Source organism: Micromonospora sp. NPDC051924 (genome assembly GCF_055586005.1).
Genome location: NZ_JBVJJA010000012.1, coordinates 103323 through 118887, shown reverse-complemented (window position 1 = coordinate 118887; position 15565 = coordinate 103323). Strand labels below are relative to the sequence as shown.

The 15565-nt window shown below is 69.0% G+C and carries 14 protein-coding genes and 1 pseudogene; 11 read left to right on the top strand and 4 right to left on the bottom strand.

Features of this window, described 5'->3' with window-relative positions; genetic code table 11:
• Positions 1-140 precede the first annotated feature (140 nt).
• Positions 141-3278 (top strand): BTAD domain-containing putative transcriptional regulator, encoded by a 3138-nt coding sequence (locus ACZ6S5_RS12480; protein ID WP_466000089.1) that lies wholly within the window; start codon positions 141-143, stop codon positions 3276-3278.
• Here the strand turns inward: ACZ6S5_RS12480 and ACZ6S5_RS12475 are convergent.
• On the bottom strand, positions 3262-4011 hold the full coding sequence (locus tag ACZ6S5_RS12475) for an ABC transporter permease (RefSeq protein ID WP_466000088.1): 750 nt from the start codon (positions 4009-4011) through the stop codon (positions 3262-3264). The two genes, ACZ6S5_RS12480 and ACZ6S5_RS12475, sit on opposite strands and share 17 nt — an antisense overlap.
• The gene (locus ACZ6S5_RS12470; RefSeq protein ID WP_466000139.1) at positions 4008-4949 is read right to left on the bottom strand and encodes an ATP-binding cassette domain-containing protein; all 942 of its coding nucleotides are present in this window, start codon (positions 4947-4949) and stop codon (positions 4008-4010) included. The genes ACZ6S5_RS12475 and ACZ6S5_RS12470 overlap by 4 nt, the downstream gene beginning before the upstream one ends.
• Positions 4950-5217: 268 nt before the next feature.
• On the opposite strand from ACZ6S5_RS12470, the gene ACZ6S5_RS12465 reads away from it, so the two are divergent.
• Together ACZ6S5_RS12465 and ACZ6S5_RS12460 are read left to right on the top strand one after the other, a co-directional pair.
• On the top strand, positions 5218-6789 hold the full coding sequence (locus tag ACZ6S5_RS12465; RefSeq protein WP_466000087.1) for a nucleotidyl transferase AbiEii/AbiGii toxin family protein: 1572 nt from the start codon (positions 5218-5220) through the stop codon (positions 6787-6789).
• A gap of 323 nt (positions 6790-7112) precedes the next feature.
• Positions 7113-7583: pseudogene (locus ACZ6S5_RS12460) on the top strand (ATP-binding protein); the annotation flags it as partial.
• Here ACZ6S5_RS12460 and ACZ6S5_RS12455 read toward each other — a convergent pair.
• Positions 7502-7750: a LysR family transcriptional regulator gene (locus ACZ6S5_RS12455; RefSeq protein ID WP_466000086.1), complete on the bottom strand. Its 249-nt coding sequence runs from the start codon at positions 7748-7750 to the stop codon at positions 7502-7504. The pseudogene ACZ6S5_RS12460 and the gene ACZ6S5_RS12455 overlap by 82 nt on opposite strands.
• Positions 7751-8077: 327 nt before the next feature.
• Here ACZ6S5_RS12455 and ACZ6S5_RS12450 point away from each other — a divergent pair, with 327 nt between their 5' ends.
• Complete coding sequence (locus tag ACZ6S5_RS12450; protein WP_466000085.1) at positions 8078-8350, top strand: SHOCT domain-containing protein; 273 nt, start codon at positions 8078-8080, stop codon at positions 8348-8350.
• A 496-nt stretch (positions 8351-8846) separates the two neighbouring features.
• Here the strand turns inward: ACZ6S5_RS12450 and ACZ6S5_RS12445 are convergent, their stop codons facing one another.
• The gene (locus tag ACZ6S5_RS12445) at positions 8847-9506 is read right to left on the bottom strand and encodes a GntR family transcriptional regulator (protein WP_466000084.1); all 660 of its coding nucleotides are present in this window, start codon (positions 9504-9506) and stop codon (positions 8847-8849) included.
• A 171-nt stretch (positions 9507-9677) separates the two neighbouring features.
• Between ACZ6S5_RS12445 and ACZ6S5_RS12440 the strand changes: the two genes are divergently transcribed.
• From ACZ6S5_RS12440 to ACZ6S5_RS12410, 7 genes are read left to right on the top strand one after another with little or no spacing between them, the layout of a single operon-like run.
• The gene (locus ACZ6S5_RS12440) at positions 9678-10655 is read left to right on the top strand and encodes a Bug family tripartite tricarboxylate transporter substrate binding protein (RefSeq protein WP_466000083.1); all 978 of its coding nucleotides are present in this window, start codon (positions 9678-9680) and stop codon (positions 10653-10655) included.
• Positions 10652-11140: a tripartite tricarboxylate transporter TctB family protein gene (locus tag ACZ6S5_RS12435; RefSeq protein WP_466000082.1), complete on the top strand. Its 489-nt coding sequence runs from the start codon at positions 10652-10654 to the stop codon at positions 11138-11140. The genes ACZ6S5_RS12440 and ACZ6S5_RS12435 overlap by 4 nt, the downstream gene beginning before the upstream one ends.
• On the top strand, positions 11140-12687 hold the full coding sequence (locus ACZ6S5_RS12430; RefSeq protein ID WP_466000081.1) for a tripartite tricarboxylate transporter permease: 1548 nt from the start codon (positions 11140-11142) through the stop codon (positions 12685-12687). The genes ACZ6S5_RS12435 and ACZ6S5_RS12430 overlap by 1 nt, the downstream gene beginning before the upstream one ends.
• Positions 12684-13073, top strand: a complete 390-nt coding sequence (locus ACZ6S5_RS12425; protein ID WP_466000080.1) for a universal stress protein — start codon at positions 12684-12686, stop codon at positions 13071-13073. Before ACZ6S5_RS12430 ends, ACZ6S5_RS12425 begins: the two co-directional genes overlap by 4 nt.
• A complete protein-coding gene (locus ACZ6S5_RS12420) occupies positions 13070-14155 on the top strand; it encodes an Ldh family oxidoreductase (protein ID WP_466000079.1) in 1086 nt (361 codons plus the stop codon). The genes ACZ6S5_RS12425 and ACZ6S5_RS12420 overlap by 4 nt, the downstream gene beginning before the upstream one ends.
• Positions 14152-14454: a putative quinol monooxygenase gene (locus ACZ6S5_RS12415; RefSeq protein WP_466000078.1), complete on the top strand. Its 303-nt coding sequence runs from the start codon at positions 14152-14154 to the stop codon at positions 14452-14454. The genes ACZ6S5_RS12420 and ACZ6S5_RS12415 overlap by 4 nt, the downstream gene beginning before the upstream one ends.
• A gap of 9 nt (positions 14455-14463) precedes the next feature.
• On the top strand, positions 14464-15558 hold the full coding sequence (locus ACZ6S5_RS12410; RefSeq protein WP_466000077.1) for an isocitrate/isopropylmalate dehydrogenase family protein: 1095 nt from the start codon (positions 14464-14466) through the stop codon (positions 15556-15558).
• Positions 15559-15565: the final 7 nt, after the last annotated feature.

The window sequence follows — 15565 nt, the reverse complement described above, 5'->3', positions numbered from 1 at the left end:
CCCCGCAGCGAACGCTGGGCGAACATCCCCGCTTCACCAGCCGAAGCCTGTCCCGGACCAACTCGTGCCTCACCTCGACAACTGTCCGCGCCGCTTCAGCAGTTGGGGGCCTGTCGATCGCCCGTGGCAAGATCTGCCAGGTGCAGATCGGGATGCTTGGACCGTTCGAGGTCCGCACGGACGGCGGCGTCCTGGTCGACGTGCCGGGCGCGCGGTTGCGCGGGCTGTTGATCGCCCTCGCGCTCAAACCAGGTCACGTAGTCCCGAAGGCGACACTCGTCGACTGGATCTGGGGGGAACACCCGCCGTCCGAAGCGGCGAACGCCCTGCAACGCCTGGTTTCCCGGCTGCGGAAAGTGCTGCCGGACCGGTTGGTCGAGGGGCAGACGGACGGCTACCGGTTGACGGTGGAACCCGACGCCGTCGACGCCGTCCGGTTCGAACGCCTCGTCGCCCAGGCCCGCGATGACGAGGATCCACAGCGGGTACGGCGGCTGCGCGAGGCCCTCGCCTTGTGGCGTGGTGCGGCCATGCAGGACGTCGGTTTGCCCGACAGCGCGGCGCTTGACGCGGCGGTCACCCGGCTCGAGAGGCTACGCCTGACCGCCATGGAGGATCGGTTCGACGTGGAGATCAGCCTCGGCCACGGTGCGGAGCTGGTCACGGAACTGACCGACCTGGTGGCCGCGCACCCGGTGCGAGAACGGCTGGTCGCCGCGCTGATGCGTGCCCTCGCCGCGACCGGCCGCGACACCGAGGCGCTGCTCGTGTACCAACGCACGAGCGAAGCCCTGGCCGACGCGCTGGGCGTCGACCCCTCACCGGAGCTCTCGGCACTGCACGTCGCGCTGCTGCGGGGCGAGCTGGGACGGCGCGAGGAGAACCGGAAGACCAACCTGCGTGCCGAGCTGAGCAGCTTCATCGGCGAGGACGAAGCTGTCGCCGCGGTCGGCGCGCTCGTCGCCGAACACCGACTCACCACCCTGATCGGGCCGGGCGGATCGGGGAAGACCAGGCTGGCCACGGAAACCGCGCGCAGGCTGCTCGACGACCTGCCGGACGGCGCCTGGCTGGTGGAGCTCGCCGCCATCGGCGCCGACGGTGACGTGGTGCGGGCTACGCTCGCCGGGCTCGGCCTCCGGGACGCTCTGCTCGGCGAGGCGCCGAACATGGAGCTGATCGACCGGCTCATCGCCGCGATCCGCGAGCGGGAGGCGCTGCTGATCCTGGACAACTGCGAGCACGTGATCGAGTCGGCGGCGGCGTTCGCCCATCGACTGCTCGGGGAGTGCCGGCGGCTGCGGATCCTGGCGACGAGCAGGGAGCCGCTCGGCATCACCGGTGAGGCGCTGTGGCCGGTCGCGCCGTTGGCCTTGCCGGCCGAGGACGCCGGCCCTGGCGAGATCGAGTCCTCTCCCGCCGTCCGGTTGTTGCGCGACCGGGCAAGCGCGGTGCGCCGGGATCTCGCGGTCGACGCCCACACGTTGTCGACGATGGCGCGCGTCTGCCGGGCGCTGGACGGGATGCCGCTGGCGATCGAACTGGCCGCGGCCAGGTTGCGCACCATGTCCATCGATCAGCTCGCCAAGCGGCTCGACGACCGGTTTCGCCTGCTGACCGGCGGCAGCCGTACCGCGTTGCCGCGGCACAGAACGCTGCGCGCGGTGGTCGACTGGAGCTGGGAGCTGCTGACCGACGCCGAACGGACGGTCCTGCGCCGGCTCTCGGTGTTCTCGGGCGGGGCGAGCCTGGAATCGGCCGAGCGGGTCTGCGCCGGCGACGCGGTCGAGCAGGTGGAGGTGCTCGACCTGCTTACCGCGCTGGCCGAGAAGTCGCTGCTGATCGCCGAGGGCGGCGGCACACCGCGTTACCGCATGCTCGCCACGATCAAGGAGTACGCCGCGCACCGGCTCGCCGAGGCGGGGGAATCGAACGTGGCGCGCCACGCGCATCTCGCCTACTTCACCGAACTCGCCGAGACCGCGGAGCCGCAGCTGCGCCGCGCCGAGCAGTTGACATGGCTCGCCGCGCTCGAGGTCGAGCACGACAACATCGGTGCCGCGATGCGCGGTGCGCTCGCGGTCGGCGAGGCGCATGCGGCGATGCGGCTGGCCGCGGGCGCCGGCTGGTACTGGTGGCTCAGCGGCCACCGGACCGAGGGCATGGAGCTGATCACCGCGGCCACCGACATGCCCGGCGAGGTGACCGATGAGATCCGGGCCACGGTGTACGCGCTCGTCGTGCTGTTCCTGAACTCGGGGCCGGGCGACGCACACCACGCGGCGGAGTGGATCCACAAGGCGTACCGGCTCAGCCGGCGTAGTCGAGGCAGCCACCCGGGGATGGCACTCGTCGTCCCGCTGGAACGCATGTTGCGCGAGCCGGACTCGCTCCTGCCCGCCTGGGAGACATTGCTGGACCAGGAGGACCCCTGGGTACGCGCGCTGGCCCGGCTGCACCTCGGCAAAATGCGGATCATCCTCGGCCAGGACGGGCGGGATGTGGACGCCTATTTCGAGCGGGCGCTCGTCGAGTTCCGGGCCCTCGGCGAACGGTTCGGCATCTCGTTCGCCCTGAGCGAGCTGGCGGAGCTGATCGCCGTGCGGGGTGAGTTCGCCGCCGCGTGCGAGCACTACGAGGACGCGATCGCGGTCGTCACCGAGGTCGGCGCCGTCGAGGACGTCATCCGGATGCGGTCGCGACAGGCGCGGCTGTACTGGTTGCTGGGCGATGCGGACTCCAGCGCGGCCGCCATAGCCGAGGCGCAACGGTTCGCGGACCGGGTCACATGGCCGGGTGCCCTGGCCGAACTGGCGCTGTCGAAGGCGGAGCTGGCGCGCTGGAGCGGTGACGCCGAGGAGGCATACGAGCAACTTGGAGTGATGACAGCGCTGCTGGGCGACGAGGCGGAGCTGGCGGGTATCCGTGCGGGGACGCACGACCTGCTGGGCTATCTGGCCGACGATATTGACCAGGCCCGTACGCATCGCGTGGCGGCGTGTCAGGCGGCGGTGGAGGCTGGTTACGCACCGTTGATGGCGCAGGTGCTCGTCGGGTTCGCGGACCTGGCGCTGCGCCGCGACCAGTACGAGCAGGCCGCGCGGCTGCTCGCGGCGAGCACCGGCGTGCGCGGACTGCCGGATCGCTCCCATCCGGATGTGGCCCGGATCGAGCAGACGGTGCGGCGCCGCCTCGGCGAAGCGGGGTTCGCCGAGGCGGCTCGGGAGGGCACCGAGACGGATTGGAGTCAGCTGGTCGAGGTCACGCTCGCTTCGTGAACGTGGAACACGCCCACAGGTAGCCGACGAGAGCGATGCCGACGCACCAGGCGAGGGCGGGAATCACGTCGCCGGCGGACGGTGCGCCGTTGAGGAAACCGCGCAGGGTTTCGATGATCGGCGTGAAGGGCTGATACTCCGCGAACTGCCGGAGGCCAGGCCCCATCTTGTCCGCCGGCACGATCGCGCTGCTGAAGAACGGCAGCATGACCAGCGGCACCGAGGCCAGACCCGCCGTTTCCGGAGACTTCGCGAACAGGCCCAGCGCGACCGTGAGCCAGCTGGCCGCGAAGCCGAGCAGCACGATGACGCCGATCGCGCCGAGCCAGTCGAGGAAGCCCGCCGACGGGTTGAAGCCCAACAGGAAGGCCACCCCGATGAGGGCCGCGATGGCGACCAGGTTGGTCAGCACGGTGGCGATCACGTGGCCAGTCAACACCGCACCACGGGAGACGTGCATGACTTTGAACCGGTTGATGATGCCCTTCGTCATGTCGGAGTTCACCGCCGTCGCGGTGGCTCCCAGCCCGTAGCAGACGGCCAGCAGCATCAGTCCCGGCGTCGCGTAGTCGATGTAGTCGACACCGACGTTGAAGGCGTCTCCGAACATGTACACGAACATCAACATGATCACGATCGGCATCAGGACCGCGTTGAAGACCGAGGTCGGGTTCCGGGCGATGTGCTTGAAGTTGCGACGCAACATGACGATCGAGTGGGACTTGGTGCTCATTTCGCGGCCACCTCCGTGGTACGGCCCGTCAGGGCGAGGAAAACGTCATCGAGGTCCGGCGTCCGGACGGAGAGCCCGTCGGCGCTGATCGCGTACTCGTCGAGCCGGTCCAGCAGAGCCCGCAGCGACTTCGTCCCGCCGTCACTGGGAACCCGCAGGGCCAGTGCCTCGTCGTCCCGAGTGGAGTCGCCGAGGACCCGCGCAGCCGCGTCGAGTTCGGCGACGGTGCTGAACCGGAGCCGGACGTGGGTCCCGGGGACCTGGCGCTTGAGGTCGTCGGGAGTGCCCTGGGCGACCAGCCGGCCCTGGTCGAGTACCGCGATCCGGTCGGCGAGCTGATCGGCTTCCTCGAGGTACTGGGTGGTGAGGAAGATGGTCACACCGTCGGCCACCAGGTCACGGATGATCGACCACATCGTGCGACGGCTGCGCGGATCCAGTCCCGTCGTCGGCTCGTCGAGGAAGATGATCCGCGGGTTGCCGACGAGCGTCATCGCCAGATCCAGCTTCCGGCGCATACCCCCGGAATAGGTCGACACGGGCTTGTGCGCCGACTCGACCAGGTCGAACCGCTCCAGCAGTTCCGTGACGACCCGTTCGCCGCCTTTGGCGGCCACCCGGCTCAGATCCACCATCAGCTGCAGGTTCTCCCGCCCGGTAAGCAGCTCGTCCACCGCCGCGAACTGACCCGTGACCCCGATCGCCGCGCGCACCGCCTTGGACTGGGTCGCGACATCATGTCCGGCGACGCGTACCGACCCACCGTCGGCTTTCATCAATGTGGTCAGCACGTTCACCGTCGTCGTCTTGCCCGCCCCGTTGGGACCGAGTAGGGAGAAGATCGTGCCCGCGCGAACATCCAGATCGATGCCGTCGAGCACGACCTTGTCCTTGTATGCCTTGCGCAGTCCGGAGACCGCAATCGCTGAACTTGTCATGCAGCCACCATGGGCGGCCGGCCTGTCACCCACCTGACACGACCCTGACACGGCCACTGACACTGCTTCTGCCTCGGCACATCGAATGGCCGTCAGCCCAGCTTCCCGGGACCTCGGCTCATCGCGCTGGCGTGCCTGCGTCGGCACCCGATGCGGCACTCTCAGGAACTGGTAATCGACGACCTGGAACAGTCCGGAAATTGGCCGCGTCCTGCCGCGTCTGGGAATCGCGTTTTCCGGCCTGACGGCCGTGCCATAGACTCCGCCGGTGCTTGAGGTGTCGGGGGACTTCGAGATCCACATTACGGCTCACGCTCCTCAGGCCGAGGAGCTGTCGATGTTCGCCACCGAGCATGGCGTGAAGTTCGTCCACATCGTGCTCGATCGTGGCGCGTACGTCTCTCAACCGATGCTCACCCTGAGCGGGCGAGGCATCCTGACCGAGCAGCACGCGGCGGTGGAGCGTTGGCAACGCGGACTGCGCGAGGCAGGCATCTACCCGTGCCGTTCGAAGATTGAGGCGGCGCCGTGGTGCGTCGGTGTACCGCAGGCGGATGAGCAGGCGGCGGTCGAGCCGGGCAACCGGTACTTCGAGCATCACCTCAAACTGCTGCTATCCAACGCGGCGCTGGCCGACCTGGTGGCTCTCACCGATCTGGTCGCGCCGCACGGGGCGCGGCTCTCACGCAACGCCCGCCGGGAGCTTGCGGACGGCGCGCAGGAGCGGTTCGTCAACCAGCGCTGTCATGGTGTCGGGCTCGTCACGGCCAGGCAGCGGCTGGACGAGCTCGTCGAGACCCTCCGGGCTGCGGGCCACGAGCCCACGACGGTGGAGCAGGAGTATGTCGTCTTCGACAGCGACCTCCACCACGACCAGGGCTGGCTGGACTCGCCCACGCCGGGCGTGAGAGGTTGGGCATTGGAGCGTGAGAACAGGATGAGGTCCGCGCCGGCCGGCTCCCCGCACTACCCGCCGACCTACCAGCCACTACCCGTTAGCCCGACCGTCCGCCAGAGGGCGGCGTTCGACCCGGCCCTCAAGCAGTACCCGAACGCCTACCGCGCCGGGGAGCCCGACTTTCTCGTGGCGGCCACCGGCCAGCTGTGGACCGACGCCCGACGCGCCGCCATGCACCACGTCTTGGCGGCCATCGCCGCGACGACCTTGGGTCAGCATCTGGTCCTGCGGGGCAGCGTCACCATGGCGGCCTGGGTCGGCGACGCCGCCCGCGAGCCGGGCGACCTCGACTTCGTCGTCACCCCGCACACCATCACCAGCGACAGCTCCGACGCCCGCACGCTGCTCGATGACATCAAGACCGCCGTCCGAACCGCACCCGGCGCCGGCCTGCAACCAGACTGGATCACCGAGTCCGCCATCTGGACGTATGAACGAGCTGACGGACGTCGCCTCGTCATCCCGTTCAGCGCAGCGGAGGCGCCGGACGGCCACATACAGATCGACATCGTCTTCGGCGAACGGCTTCCTCTCCCGCCAGAGGTGCTGATACTGCCCGACGTCGACCAGCCGTTACTGGCCGCGCCCGCCCGGCTGGCACTGGCGTGGAAGCTGCTGTGGCTGGCCACCGACACGTATCCGCAAGGCAAGGATCTCTACGACGCGGTCCTGCTCGCCGAACACACCACCGTCGACCAAGCCCTCGTCCGGCAGCTCATGCGACCAGAACTCGGCGCCGAAGCCGATACCTTCACGGCCGAGACCGTGCTGTCCTGGCAAGTCGACTGGACCAACTTCACCGACGAGTACGCCGAAGTTTCGGGCACCGCCGAGCAGTGGACCAGGCGGCTGGCGCTAGCCCTCGATCGCGCCTGGGCCTGACCCAGCCCAAGCCACCCTACCCACGTCATGGAAGCCCGCCCGGGCGACCTATGACCGAGGCGAGACCCACGCGCCCGAGTAGGCTCACCATCAGCTGAATCTGCCCGCACCGTTTGCGATTCTGGGTCACCGGGTGGAAGACGTCGCCGTTCCGAAGGACTCGGCGTGGGCGGGATGATGACCGTCCACGGCCGGTTTCCGGGGGCTTCCCCGCCCGTGATCTTCAGAATGCTCGCGACGCTACCGACACGGGATTGACCAGGTAGAGCCGGCCACCGGGTCGGGCCAAGGCTGGGCGGTGGTGAACGGTCCTCGTCGGTCGTGACGCCGAGTGCGCACAGATAGCTGAGCTCATGCATGCTTCGCGCCGTGGCCGCGGCGGCATGGTGGTGCTGTCCGGCGAGGCGGGCGTCGGCAAGAGTGCGATCTGCAACTGGGCGTTGGCTGACGCGGAGAGCGCGAGTATGCCGGTCCTCTCGATGAACGGGGTCGAGGCCGAGACAACCCTTCCCTTCGGAGGGCTCGCCGAGCTCTTCGCGAGCGAACTCGATCAGGTGGACGCACTCCCCGAACCGCAGTCGGTGGCGTTGCAGGGGGCACTTGCGCGGCGTGCGGTGGCGCATGGACATCGGCTGGCGGTCGGTGCGGCAGTCATGAGCCTGTTGGCGAAGGTGGCTGAGCGATCCCCGTTGCTCGTCGTCGTCGACGACGCTCAATGGGTCGACCAGGCCTCCACTGAGGCGCTGCTCTTTGCGGCACGGCGCCTTCGAAGGGAAGCGGTGGCCTTTCTCGTCGCCACGCAGCCCGGCTCGCGGTTCAACAGAGGGCCGCCGACCTCGCGCTCGAGCGCGGCGAGCTGTACCGACAGCGACGGCTGGGCGATGAAGAGGGCATCCGCCGCCTTACGAATCGAACCGTGATCGGCCACCGCCACGAAGTACGTCAACTGCCGGGGTCTCATATAAGAACACCCGCTCGTCCCTACCATCGTCGAAGCCTGGCGGCCCGACCCTGTCACCCCTCTGAGCTGCGACGACGGTATCGGGTGGCGGCGTGCTGATCGAGGCGGGGCGGGGAGCACACGACCCGCGCGGCCCTGCATGGGGCTCGCCGTGCCGGTGCGCCATCGGGCCGCCGCCAGCAGCCGTCGGGGCTGACGCCGGCCCCAGGCTACGGCGTGCGACGTACTGCGGGTGTCGTTGCAGGGCCGACGACGGCAGCCGTACCGGCGGGCCACGATCGGAGAAGAGGGCGAGCAGAAGCGAGCCCGATCTCGAGGGAGATTGTGATGTTGGCAGAGGTAGTGGGTTACGCCTACGCCCACCCTGGGTGGGGAGAGGGGTACGGCCCGTGGGTCGGTCGAGCGGGCTGGTGGCTGATCTTCCCGGCCCTGTTCTGGCTTCTTGTGCTGTCGTCGCTGGGTTACCTGATCTACCGCAGGTCGCCGACGCGCTCGGCGCGCAGCGCGGCTGAGCGGGTCCTCGCGGAGCGATTCGCGCGCGGCGAGATCGGCGAGGAGGAGCTGAAGCAGCGACGCGCCGTCCTGCGAGGCAAGTCCTGACCGTGTCCCGCCACCCGACAGGCTCCTCCAGCCCGCATTCGAAGAGGCTGCTGCGTAGGCGCCGGTGCGACCCGACGCCTACGCAGCCGTCTACGGTCCCCGGCGAACCGACCACGGCCTGTGCGGGTCGACGCCGGCCGCGGACGCGGGCACCGGATTGCCCGGGTGCGCATCGCCCGGGCCTTGGCGCGGAATCCGGTCCTGCTCGTCGCCGATGAGCCGACCAGCGCACCGGACGTCTCGGCGCAGGCCTCGGGTGCTGGAGTTGCTCGCTATGCCGCTGCCCGCCAGACCTCTCATGGTTGAGAAGTCGGGCGGCCCGCCGGGGAGCCGTAGCGCGTCGAGCAGCTTGTCTACTCGCTGTCGCCGCGCTGACGGATCGTGGCCCGCGGCGCCAGGCCCGCGAGCATACCGTCGTCCGGTTGTAGTTCGTCACGGTGAGACAGGCCCGGAGCTCGATAGGGGCCGCCGGGGGTGAGGGTTCTCAGCGGGGTGGTTAGCCGTTCAGACTGGCGCTGATCGCCTGCAGCGCCTGGTCCCGTGCGGCGAGCACGTGTGCGTAGGCGATCTGGCCCGCGCGCTCAGGGTCGTCGCCGGTGACCGCTTCGAGGATCGCGCGGTGTTCGGCCAGGGCCGCCTCCCGTCGCTGTTGCGTGCTGTTGGTCAGGTGGCGATACCGGACCATGTGGTCGGAGATCTGCTCGTGGAGCCGGCTGGCCCAGCCGTTGTTCGCGATTCTGGCGATGGTGTCGTGCAGGCTCTTGCCGGTCGTCATCGCCTCGTCGGCGAAGTTGACCAGGGCGGCGTTCCGCTCGACGATGCCGGCCATCTGCCGGATGTCGTCGTCGGTGGCCTTGCTGCACGCCTCTCGCGCCATCAGCGCCTCGAGCGCGGCCCGTACGTCGTACAGCTCGGCGATCTCCCGGGGGTCGAGGGCGGGCACGACGACTCCGCCGGTCGGCTGTTGCGTGAGGAGGTTCTCGGCGATCAGGCGGCGGATCGCCTCCCGCAGCGGGGTGCGGCTCACCTCGAGCATGGTGGCCAGGGCCGGCTCGTACAACCGCTGTCCTGGCTCGAATTCGAGGTGCAGGATGCGCCGTTTGAGCTCCAGGTAGGCGAAATGTCCCCCCGAGGCTCGGGGCTCTGAGCGAGTCAAGGTGTAACCTCTCTGCAACGAACACTTGTATACAAGTATGCAAGGCGGGTAGCGTCCCCGATCACTCCGCCGCCGTGGCGGACCGTCCGACGAGACGCAGGACGGTCGTGGAAAGAAGGGTCGGGATTCAAGGTGGCGTTATCGATGAGATCCGTAGGGTGGACCGCCAAGGTGGCCGCCGGGCTGGCTACCGCGCTGGTGCTCGGCGCGTGCGGGTCCGGCTCGGAGGGCGCGAATCGAGGGTCTGCGGGATCCGACGTCCTGCGACAGGGGGTGACGATCGACGCGCCGTCCGGGCCCGGCAGCGGGTACGACCAGACGGCGCGGGCTCTTGAGAAGTCGCTCAAGGAGGCAGGCCTCGCTCGTCGCGTCGAGGTCAGGAACACCCAGGGCGCAGGGGGTACGGTCGCCCTGTCGCAGTTCGTCCAGAAGTCCGGCACCAGCGAACTGATGGTCGGCGGGCTCTCGCTGGTCGGGGCAACGATCACGAATTCTTCTCCGAACAAACTCGGCGATCTGACGCCCGTCGCGCGGCTGATCGGCGAGTACGAGGTTATCGCGGTCCCCGCCGAGTCCCCGTACAAGACCCTCCCGGAGTTCCTCGCCGCGCTCAAGGCCCAGCCCGGCAGTAACCCGATCGCGATCGGCAACCAGGGCGGCATCGACCACATCTGGGCTGGCACGCTCGTGAAGGCGGCCGGTGTCCAGCCGACCACCGTCAACTTCGTGACGTTCTCCGGCGGTGGCGAGGCCCTCGTCGCGCTGCTCGGCAAGAAGGTCGCGGCCGGCATCGCCGGCTACGGCGAATTCGCCGACCAGGTCGAGGCCGGCAAGCTTCGGGTCCTGGCGGTCTCGTCCAAGGATCCCATCGAGGTCGCCCCCGACGCGCCGACCGTCGCCAGCGCCGGCTACCCGGATGCCGTCCTCGTCAACTGGCGCGGCGTGTTCGCACCTCCGGGTATCAGCGACGTCGACCGGAAGGCCCTGTCCGACGCCTTCCGCACGCTGACCAAGAGCGAGAGTTGGACCTCCCAGTTGAAGACCAAGGGCTGGTCCGACGAGTTCCTGGACAGTGACGCCTTCAAGGCCGAGCTCGCGACCCAGCAGGCCGACACAGAAAAGATCCTCGCTGAACTGGGTCTCGCATGATCAGCTCGGTCAAGAACAAGGGGGAGCTCGGCTTCGCTGGGCTCCTCCTGGCCCTGGGTGTCTTCGTCCTGGCTGACACCTCGACCATCAACATTCCGCGTGCCGCCAGCAACGTCGGGCCACGCTTCTTTCCGTACGCGGTGGGTGCGCTGCTGACCGCCGCGTCCGCCTTCGTCGTCATCGACCTCCTGCACGGCAACGCCGGAACGCCCGAAGAGGGTGAGTTCGTCGACCCGTCCCTGCCGATGAACCGGCGGCGAGTTGCCTTGCTGATCGCCTCGGTCGTGGCGTTCGCGGTGTTGTTGGAGCCCGCCGGGTACGTGATCGCGGCCAGCGTCACCTTCATCGGCATCGCGACCACGCTCGGCGCACACAACTACGGACGTGTCGCCATCGGCGCCGTCCTACTTTCGGCAGCCATCTACGTCGTGTTCACCGGACCGCTCGGCATCTACCTTCCCGGCCTTCTCGAAGGGATGCGCTGATGGACGGAATCGACGGACTGATCAGCGGGTTCGCCATCGCCCTCACCCTGCACAACCTGTTGTACGCCCTCGTCGGCGTGCTGGCCGGCACGTTGGTCGGCGTCCTGCCGGGCATCGGTCCGGCGCTGACCATCGCGCTGCTGCTGCCACTCACCTACTCCCTGCCCGCGGAGGCCGCGTTCATCCTCTTCGCCGGGATCTACTACGGGGCGATGTACGGCGGGTCCACCACCTCCATCCTGCTCAACACGCCAGGCGAGTCCGGGTCCATGATCACGGCCATCGAGGGCAGCAAGATGGCGCGCGCCGGCCGGGCAGCGGCGGCGTTGGCCACCGCGGCGATCGGGTCGTTCGTCGCCGGCACCATCGCGACCGTCGCGCTGGCCTTCGCGGCGCCGTACGTGGTCGACGTCGCCATCACCCTGGGCCCGGCCGACTATCTCGCCCTGACGGTGGTGGCGTTCATGACCGTCGCGGCGCTGCTCGGCTGCTCGGCAGCCCGGGGTTTCACGAGCGTCGCACTCGGCCTGGCCATCGGCCTTGTCGGGCTCGACGCCCAGAGCGGCGCAGCGCGCTTCACCTTCGGCGTACCTCGCCTGCTCGACGGTATCGACACGGTGATCATCATCGTCGCGCTCTTCGCGATGGGGGAGGCCGTCTACCTGGCCGCCAAGATGCGGCCCACCACGCCGAAGATCATGGAGCTGCGCGGACGTGCCGTGATGACCCGCGAGGACTGGCGGCGTTCGTGGCCGGCCTGGCTGCGGGGCACGGCCATCGGCTGGCCGCTCGGCGCGGTCCCGGTCGGCGGGGCGGAGATCCCCACCTTCCTCTCCTACGCGGTGGAGAAGAAGCTCAGCAAGCACCCTGAGGAGTTCGGCAAGGGTGCCATCGAAGGCGTCGCCGGCCCGGAGGCCACCAACAACGCCAATGCCGCGGGTGCCCTCATGCCGTTGCTGACCCTCGGCCTGCCGACGTCGGCCACGGCCGCGGTCATCCTGGTCGCCTTCCAGCAGTACGGACTACAGCCCGGACCGCTGCTCCTGCAGAAGGAGCCCGATCTCGTGTGGGGGCTCGTCGCGGCGCTGCTCGTCGGCAACGCCATGCTCCTGCTGCTGAACCTGCCGCTTGTCGGGCTGTGGGCGAAGGTGCTGCGGATTCCGACGCCGTACCTCTACGCGGGCATCGTCACCTTCGCGCTGCTCGGCGCGTACAGCATCAACGGCTCCGTCTTCGACGTGTACGTGCTGCTGCTGCTCGGCCTACTCGGCTACTTTCTCCGGCAGTACGGCTTCCCCATCGCGCCGCTCATCATCGGAGCCATCCTCGGGCCGGTCGCCGAGACGCAACTCCGCCGCGCGCTGGCCATCTCCGACGGTGACCCGGTGGCACTCGTGTCGTCGCCATTCTCGATCGCCGCCTACACCGTGGTGGTTCTGGTCGCACTGGTGCCCCGCCTCATGAAGCGCTGGCAGCGCCGCACGGCCGAGGAGATCGGCGTCGTGGATGAGCGCGCGGAGTCGACCATGGCGGGGGAGAGCCGATGACGATCGTGGTGGGATTCAACCCGACGCCGCCGGGCGAGGCTGCCGTAACCCGGGCGATCGAGGAGGCCAGACTCCGCGACGCCGACCTCGTCGTGCTCAACAGCTCACCGGGTGACCGGTTCAACGACCCGTCGTTCGCCTCGCCGGACCAGCTGACGCAGCTCGATCGAAGGCTCCGCGCATCTTCCGTCGCCTACCGCCTGCAGCAGGAGGTGCGGGGCAGGGACGCGGCCGAGGAGATTCTCGCACTGGCGGACGACGTCCAGGCCGAACTCATCGTCATCGGCATCCGGCACCGCTCCGTGGTGGGCAAGCTGATCCTCGGCAGCACCGCGCAGCGGGTGCTGCTGGACGCGGCCTGCCCCGTTCTGGCGGTGAAGGCATGACCGGCACCCGGCCGACTCACTGCTGTACCGCCGACCAGCTGCGCCGGTTCGGCACCGAGGTGCTCGCCAGCACCGGGGTGCCAGCTGATGACGCGCGGCTGCTGGCCGACACCCTGGTCACCGCGGAGCTGTGGGGCCACTCGTCTCACGGCATGCTGCGTCTGCCCTGGTACGTGGCCCGAATCCGCACCGGTGCCATGCGCGCCGTCACGACCCCGACGATCGTCACCGATACCGGACCTCTCATGGTCCTCGACGGCAACGACGGCATCGGACAGGTCCTCACCGACCACGCCGTACGGCTGGGAGTGGACCGCGCCCGCCGGCACGGGATCAGCGGCGTGGCCGTCCGCAACTCCAACCACTTCGGCGCCGCCGCCTACTTCACCCGGCGCGTGGCCGAGGAGGGCTGCGCGGCACTGCTGTTCACCAACGCCAGCCCGGCGATGGCGCCGTGGGGCGGTCGGCACAAGACCATCGGCACCAACCCGTGGTCGATCGCCGCACCGGCCGGCCGGTACGGCATCGCCGTCATGGACCTCGCCAACACCGCCGTGGCGAGAGGCAAGATCTACCTTGCCGCCGAACGTGGCACCCCGATCCCCGACAGTTGGGCGGCCGACGCCGACGGGGTGGCGACGGTGGATCCGCATCGCGCGATCGACGGCCTCATCCTGCCGATGGCCGGCGCGAAGGGGTACGTCATCGCGTTCATGATCGACGTCCTGGCGGGCGTACTCACCGGCAGCACCTTCGGCAGCCAGGTGGCCGGACCCTACGACCCCGACCGGCGCAGCGGGTGTGGTCACCTCCTGCTCACCATCGACATCGCCGCCCTCGGCGATCCGGTCAAGTTCCGCAGCCGCATGGAGCAGCTCGTCGACGAGACCAAGGGCGCGGCGAAAACCCCCGGCGTCGAGGAGATCTTCTTCCCCGGCGAGCTGGAAGACCGCGCCGAGGTCGGCCGGCTCACGACCGGCATCCCCGTCGCCGACAACACCTGGACCAGCCTCGTCCGCCTCGCCGAAGAGACGGGCGTGACGCTCCCCAGCCGTACCGAAATGAAAGTGAGCCCTTCGTGATTACCCTGACCGTCGATCTGAGGGTTCGTCCCGGACACCTGGCACCGTTCCTCGCCGCCATCGAGGAGAACGCCCGGCGATCCTTCACCGACGAGACCGGCTGCCTCTACTTCGACGTGTCCCAGGACCTGACCGACGACCACCACTTCACCTTCTTCGAGGTGTACGCGGACGAAGCGGCGGTTGAGGCGCACCGCACCGCGCCCCACTTCGCCGACTGGCGTAAAGCGGCCGACCAGCACGTCGTGCCGGGCAGCCAGGTCAATCTGCTCGCGACCCGTCTCTTCCACCACGCTTAGGGGCCGAGAATGAAGCTTCTGGTTCTTCCCGGTGACGGCATCGGACCCGAGATCACCCGGGCCACGCTCGACGTGTTGGACGCCACCGACCGGAGGTTCGGCCTCGGCGTGGTGATCGAGGAGCACGAGATTGGACTGTCGAGCCTACGGGCGGTGGGCACGACGCTCCCGGACGAGGTGATGCGCCGCATCCCCGAGGCGGACGGTGTCATCCTCGGCCCGGTATCCCACTACGACTACCCACCCCGGGCCGACGGAGGCATCAACCCGTCCGCCGAACTCCGCACGGTCTTCGAACTCCACTCCAACGTCCGGCCATGCCGCTCCCGGAAAGACCTGACGGTCCTGCGTGAGCCGATGGACCTCGTGATCGTGCGGGAGAACACCGAGGGCTTCTACTCCGATCGCAACATGTTCGCCGGCGCCGCCGAGTTCATGCCCGACCCGGACTCCGCCTTCTCCATACGGAAGATCACGGCACGGGCGTCGCGACGAGTCGCGCGTACCGCCTTCGCCCTCGCCCGCCAACGTCGTCGGAAAGTCACGGCGGTACACAAGGCGAACGTGGTCAAGCTTTCCGACGGTCTGTTCCTCCGCGAAGTACGCAAGGTGGCGTCCGAGTTCCCCGACGTCGAACTCGAGGAACTGATCGTGGACGCGGCCGCCGCCGCGCTCATCCGCCGGCCCTCGTCCTTCGACGTGCTGGTCACCACGAACATGTTCGGCGACATCCTGTCCGACGAGGCATCCGAGCTGTCCGGCAGCCTCGGCCTCGGCGGCGCGATCAACATCGGCGACGACATCTGCGTGGCCCAGGCGCAGCACGGCTCCGCCCCGGACATCGCCGGAACCAACACCGCCAACCCGGCGTCGCTCATCCTGTCGGCCGCCCTGCTGCTCGACTGGTTCGGCCGCCGGCACGACAACCCCGACGCGATCGCGGCAGGAACCACGATCCAGCGGGCCGTCAACGACGTCCTCGACGACCCGGCCACGCGCACCCGCGACGTCGGCGGCACCCGCAACACCGACGAATTCGCGGCCGCCGTCGTCGCCGCCATCTCCGCACCGACCGCCATCACCGAACTGTCCAGCGCTCACTGAAAGGCCG

Excerpts from the sequence above, each read along its gene's own strand:
- ACZ6S5_RS12450 (WP_466000085.1), top strand. The coding sequence starts at position 8,078 with ATGTTGGCAGAGGTAGTGGGTTACGCCTACGCCCACCCTGGGTGGGGA.
- ACZ6S5_RS12455 (WP_466000086.1), bottom strand. The coding sequence starts at position 7,750 with ATGAGACCCCGGCAGTTGACGTACTTCGTGGCGGTGGCCGATCACGGT.
- ACZ6S5_RS12425 (WP_466000080.1), top strand. The coding sequence starts at position 12,684 with ATGACGATCGTGGTGGGATTCAACCCGACGCCGCCGGGCGAGGCTGCC.
- ACZ6S5_RS12410 (WP_466000077.1), top strand. The coding sequence starts at position 14,464 with ATGAAGCTTCTGGTTCTTCCCGGTGACGGCATCGGACCCGAGATCACC.
- ACZ6S5_RS12435 (WP_466000082.1), top strand. The coding sequence starts at position 10,652 with ATGATCAGCTCGGTCAAGAACAAGGGGGAGCTCGGCTTCGCTGGGCTC.
- ACZ6S5_RS12420 (WP_466000079.1), top strand. The coding sequence starts at position 13,070 with ATGACCGGCACCCGGCCGACTCACTGCTGTACCGCCGACCAGCTGCGC.
- ACZ6S5_RS12430 (WP_466000081.1), top strand. The coding sequence starts at position 11,140 with ATGGACGGAATCGACGGACTGATCAGCGGGTTCGCCATCGCCCTCACC.
- ACZ6S5_RS12470 (WP_466000139.1), bottom strand. The coding sequence starts at position 4,949 with ATGACAAGTTCAGCGATTGCGGTCTCCGGACTGCGCAAGGCATACAAG.
- ACZ6S5_RS12475 (WP_466000088.1), bottom strand. The coding sequence starts at position 4,011 with ATGAGCACCAAGTCCCACTCGATCGTCATGTTGCGTCGCAACTTCAAG.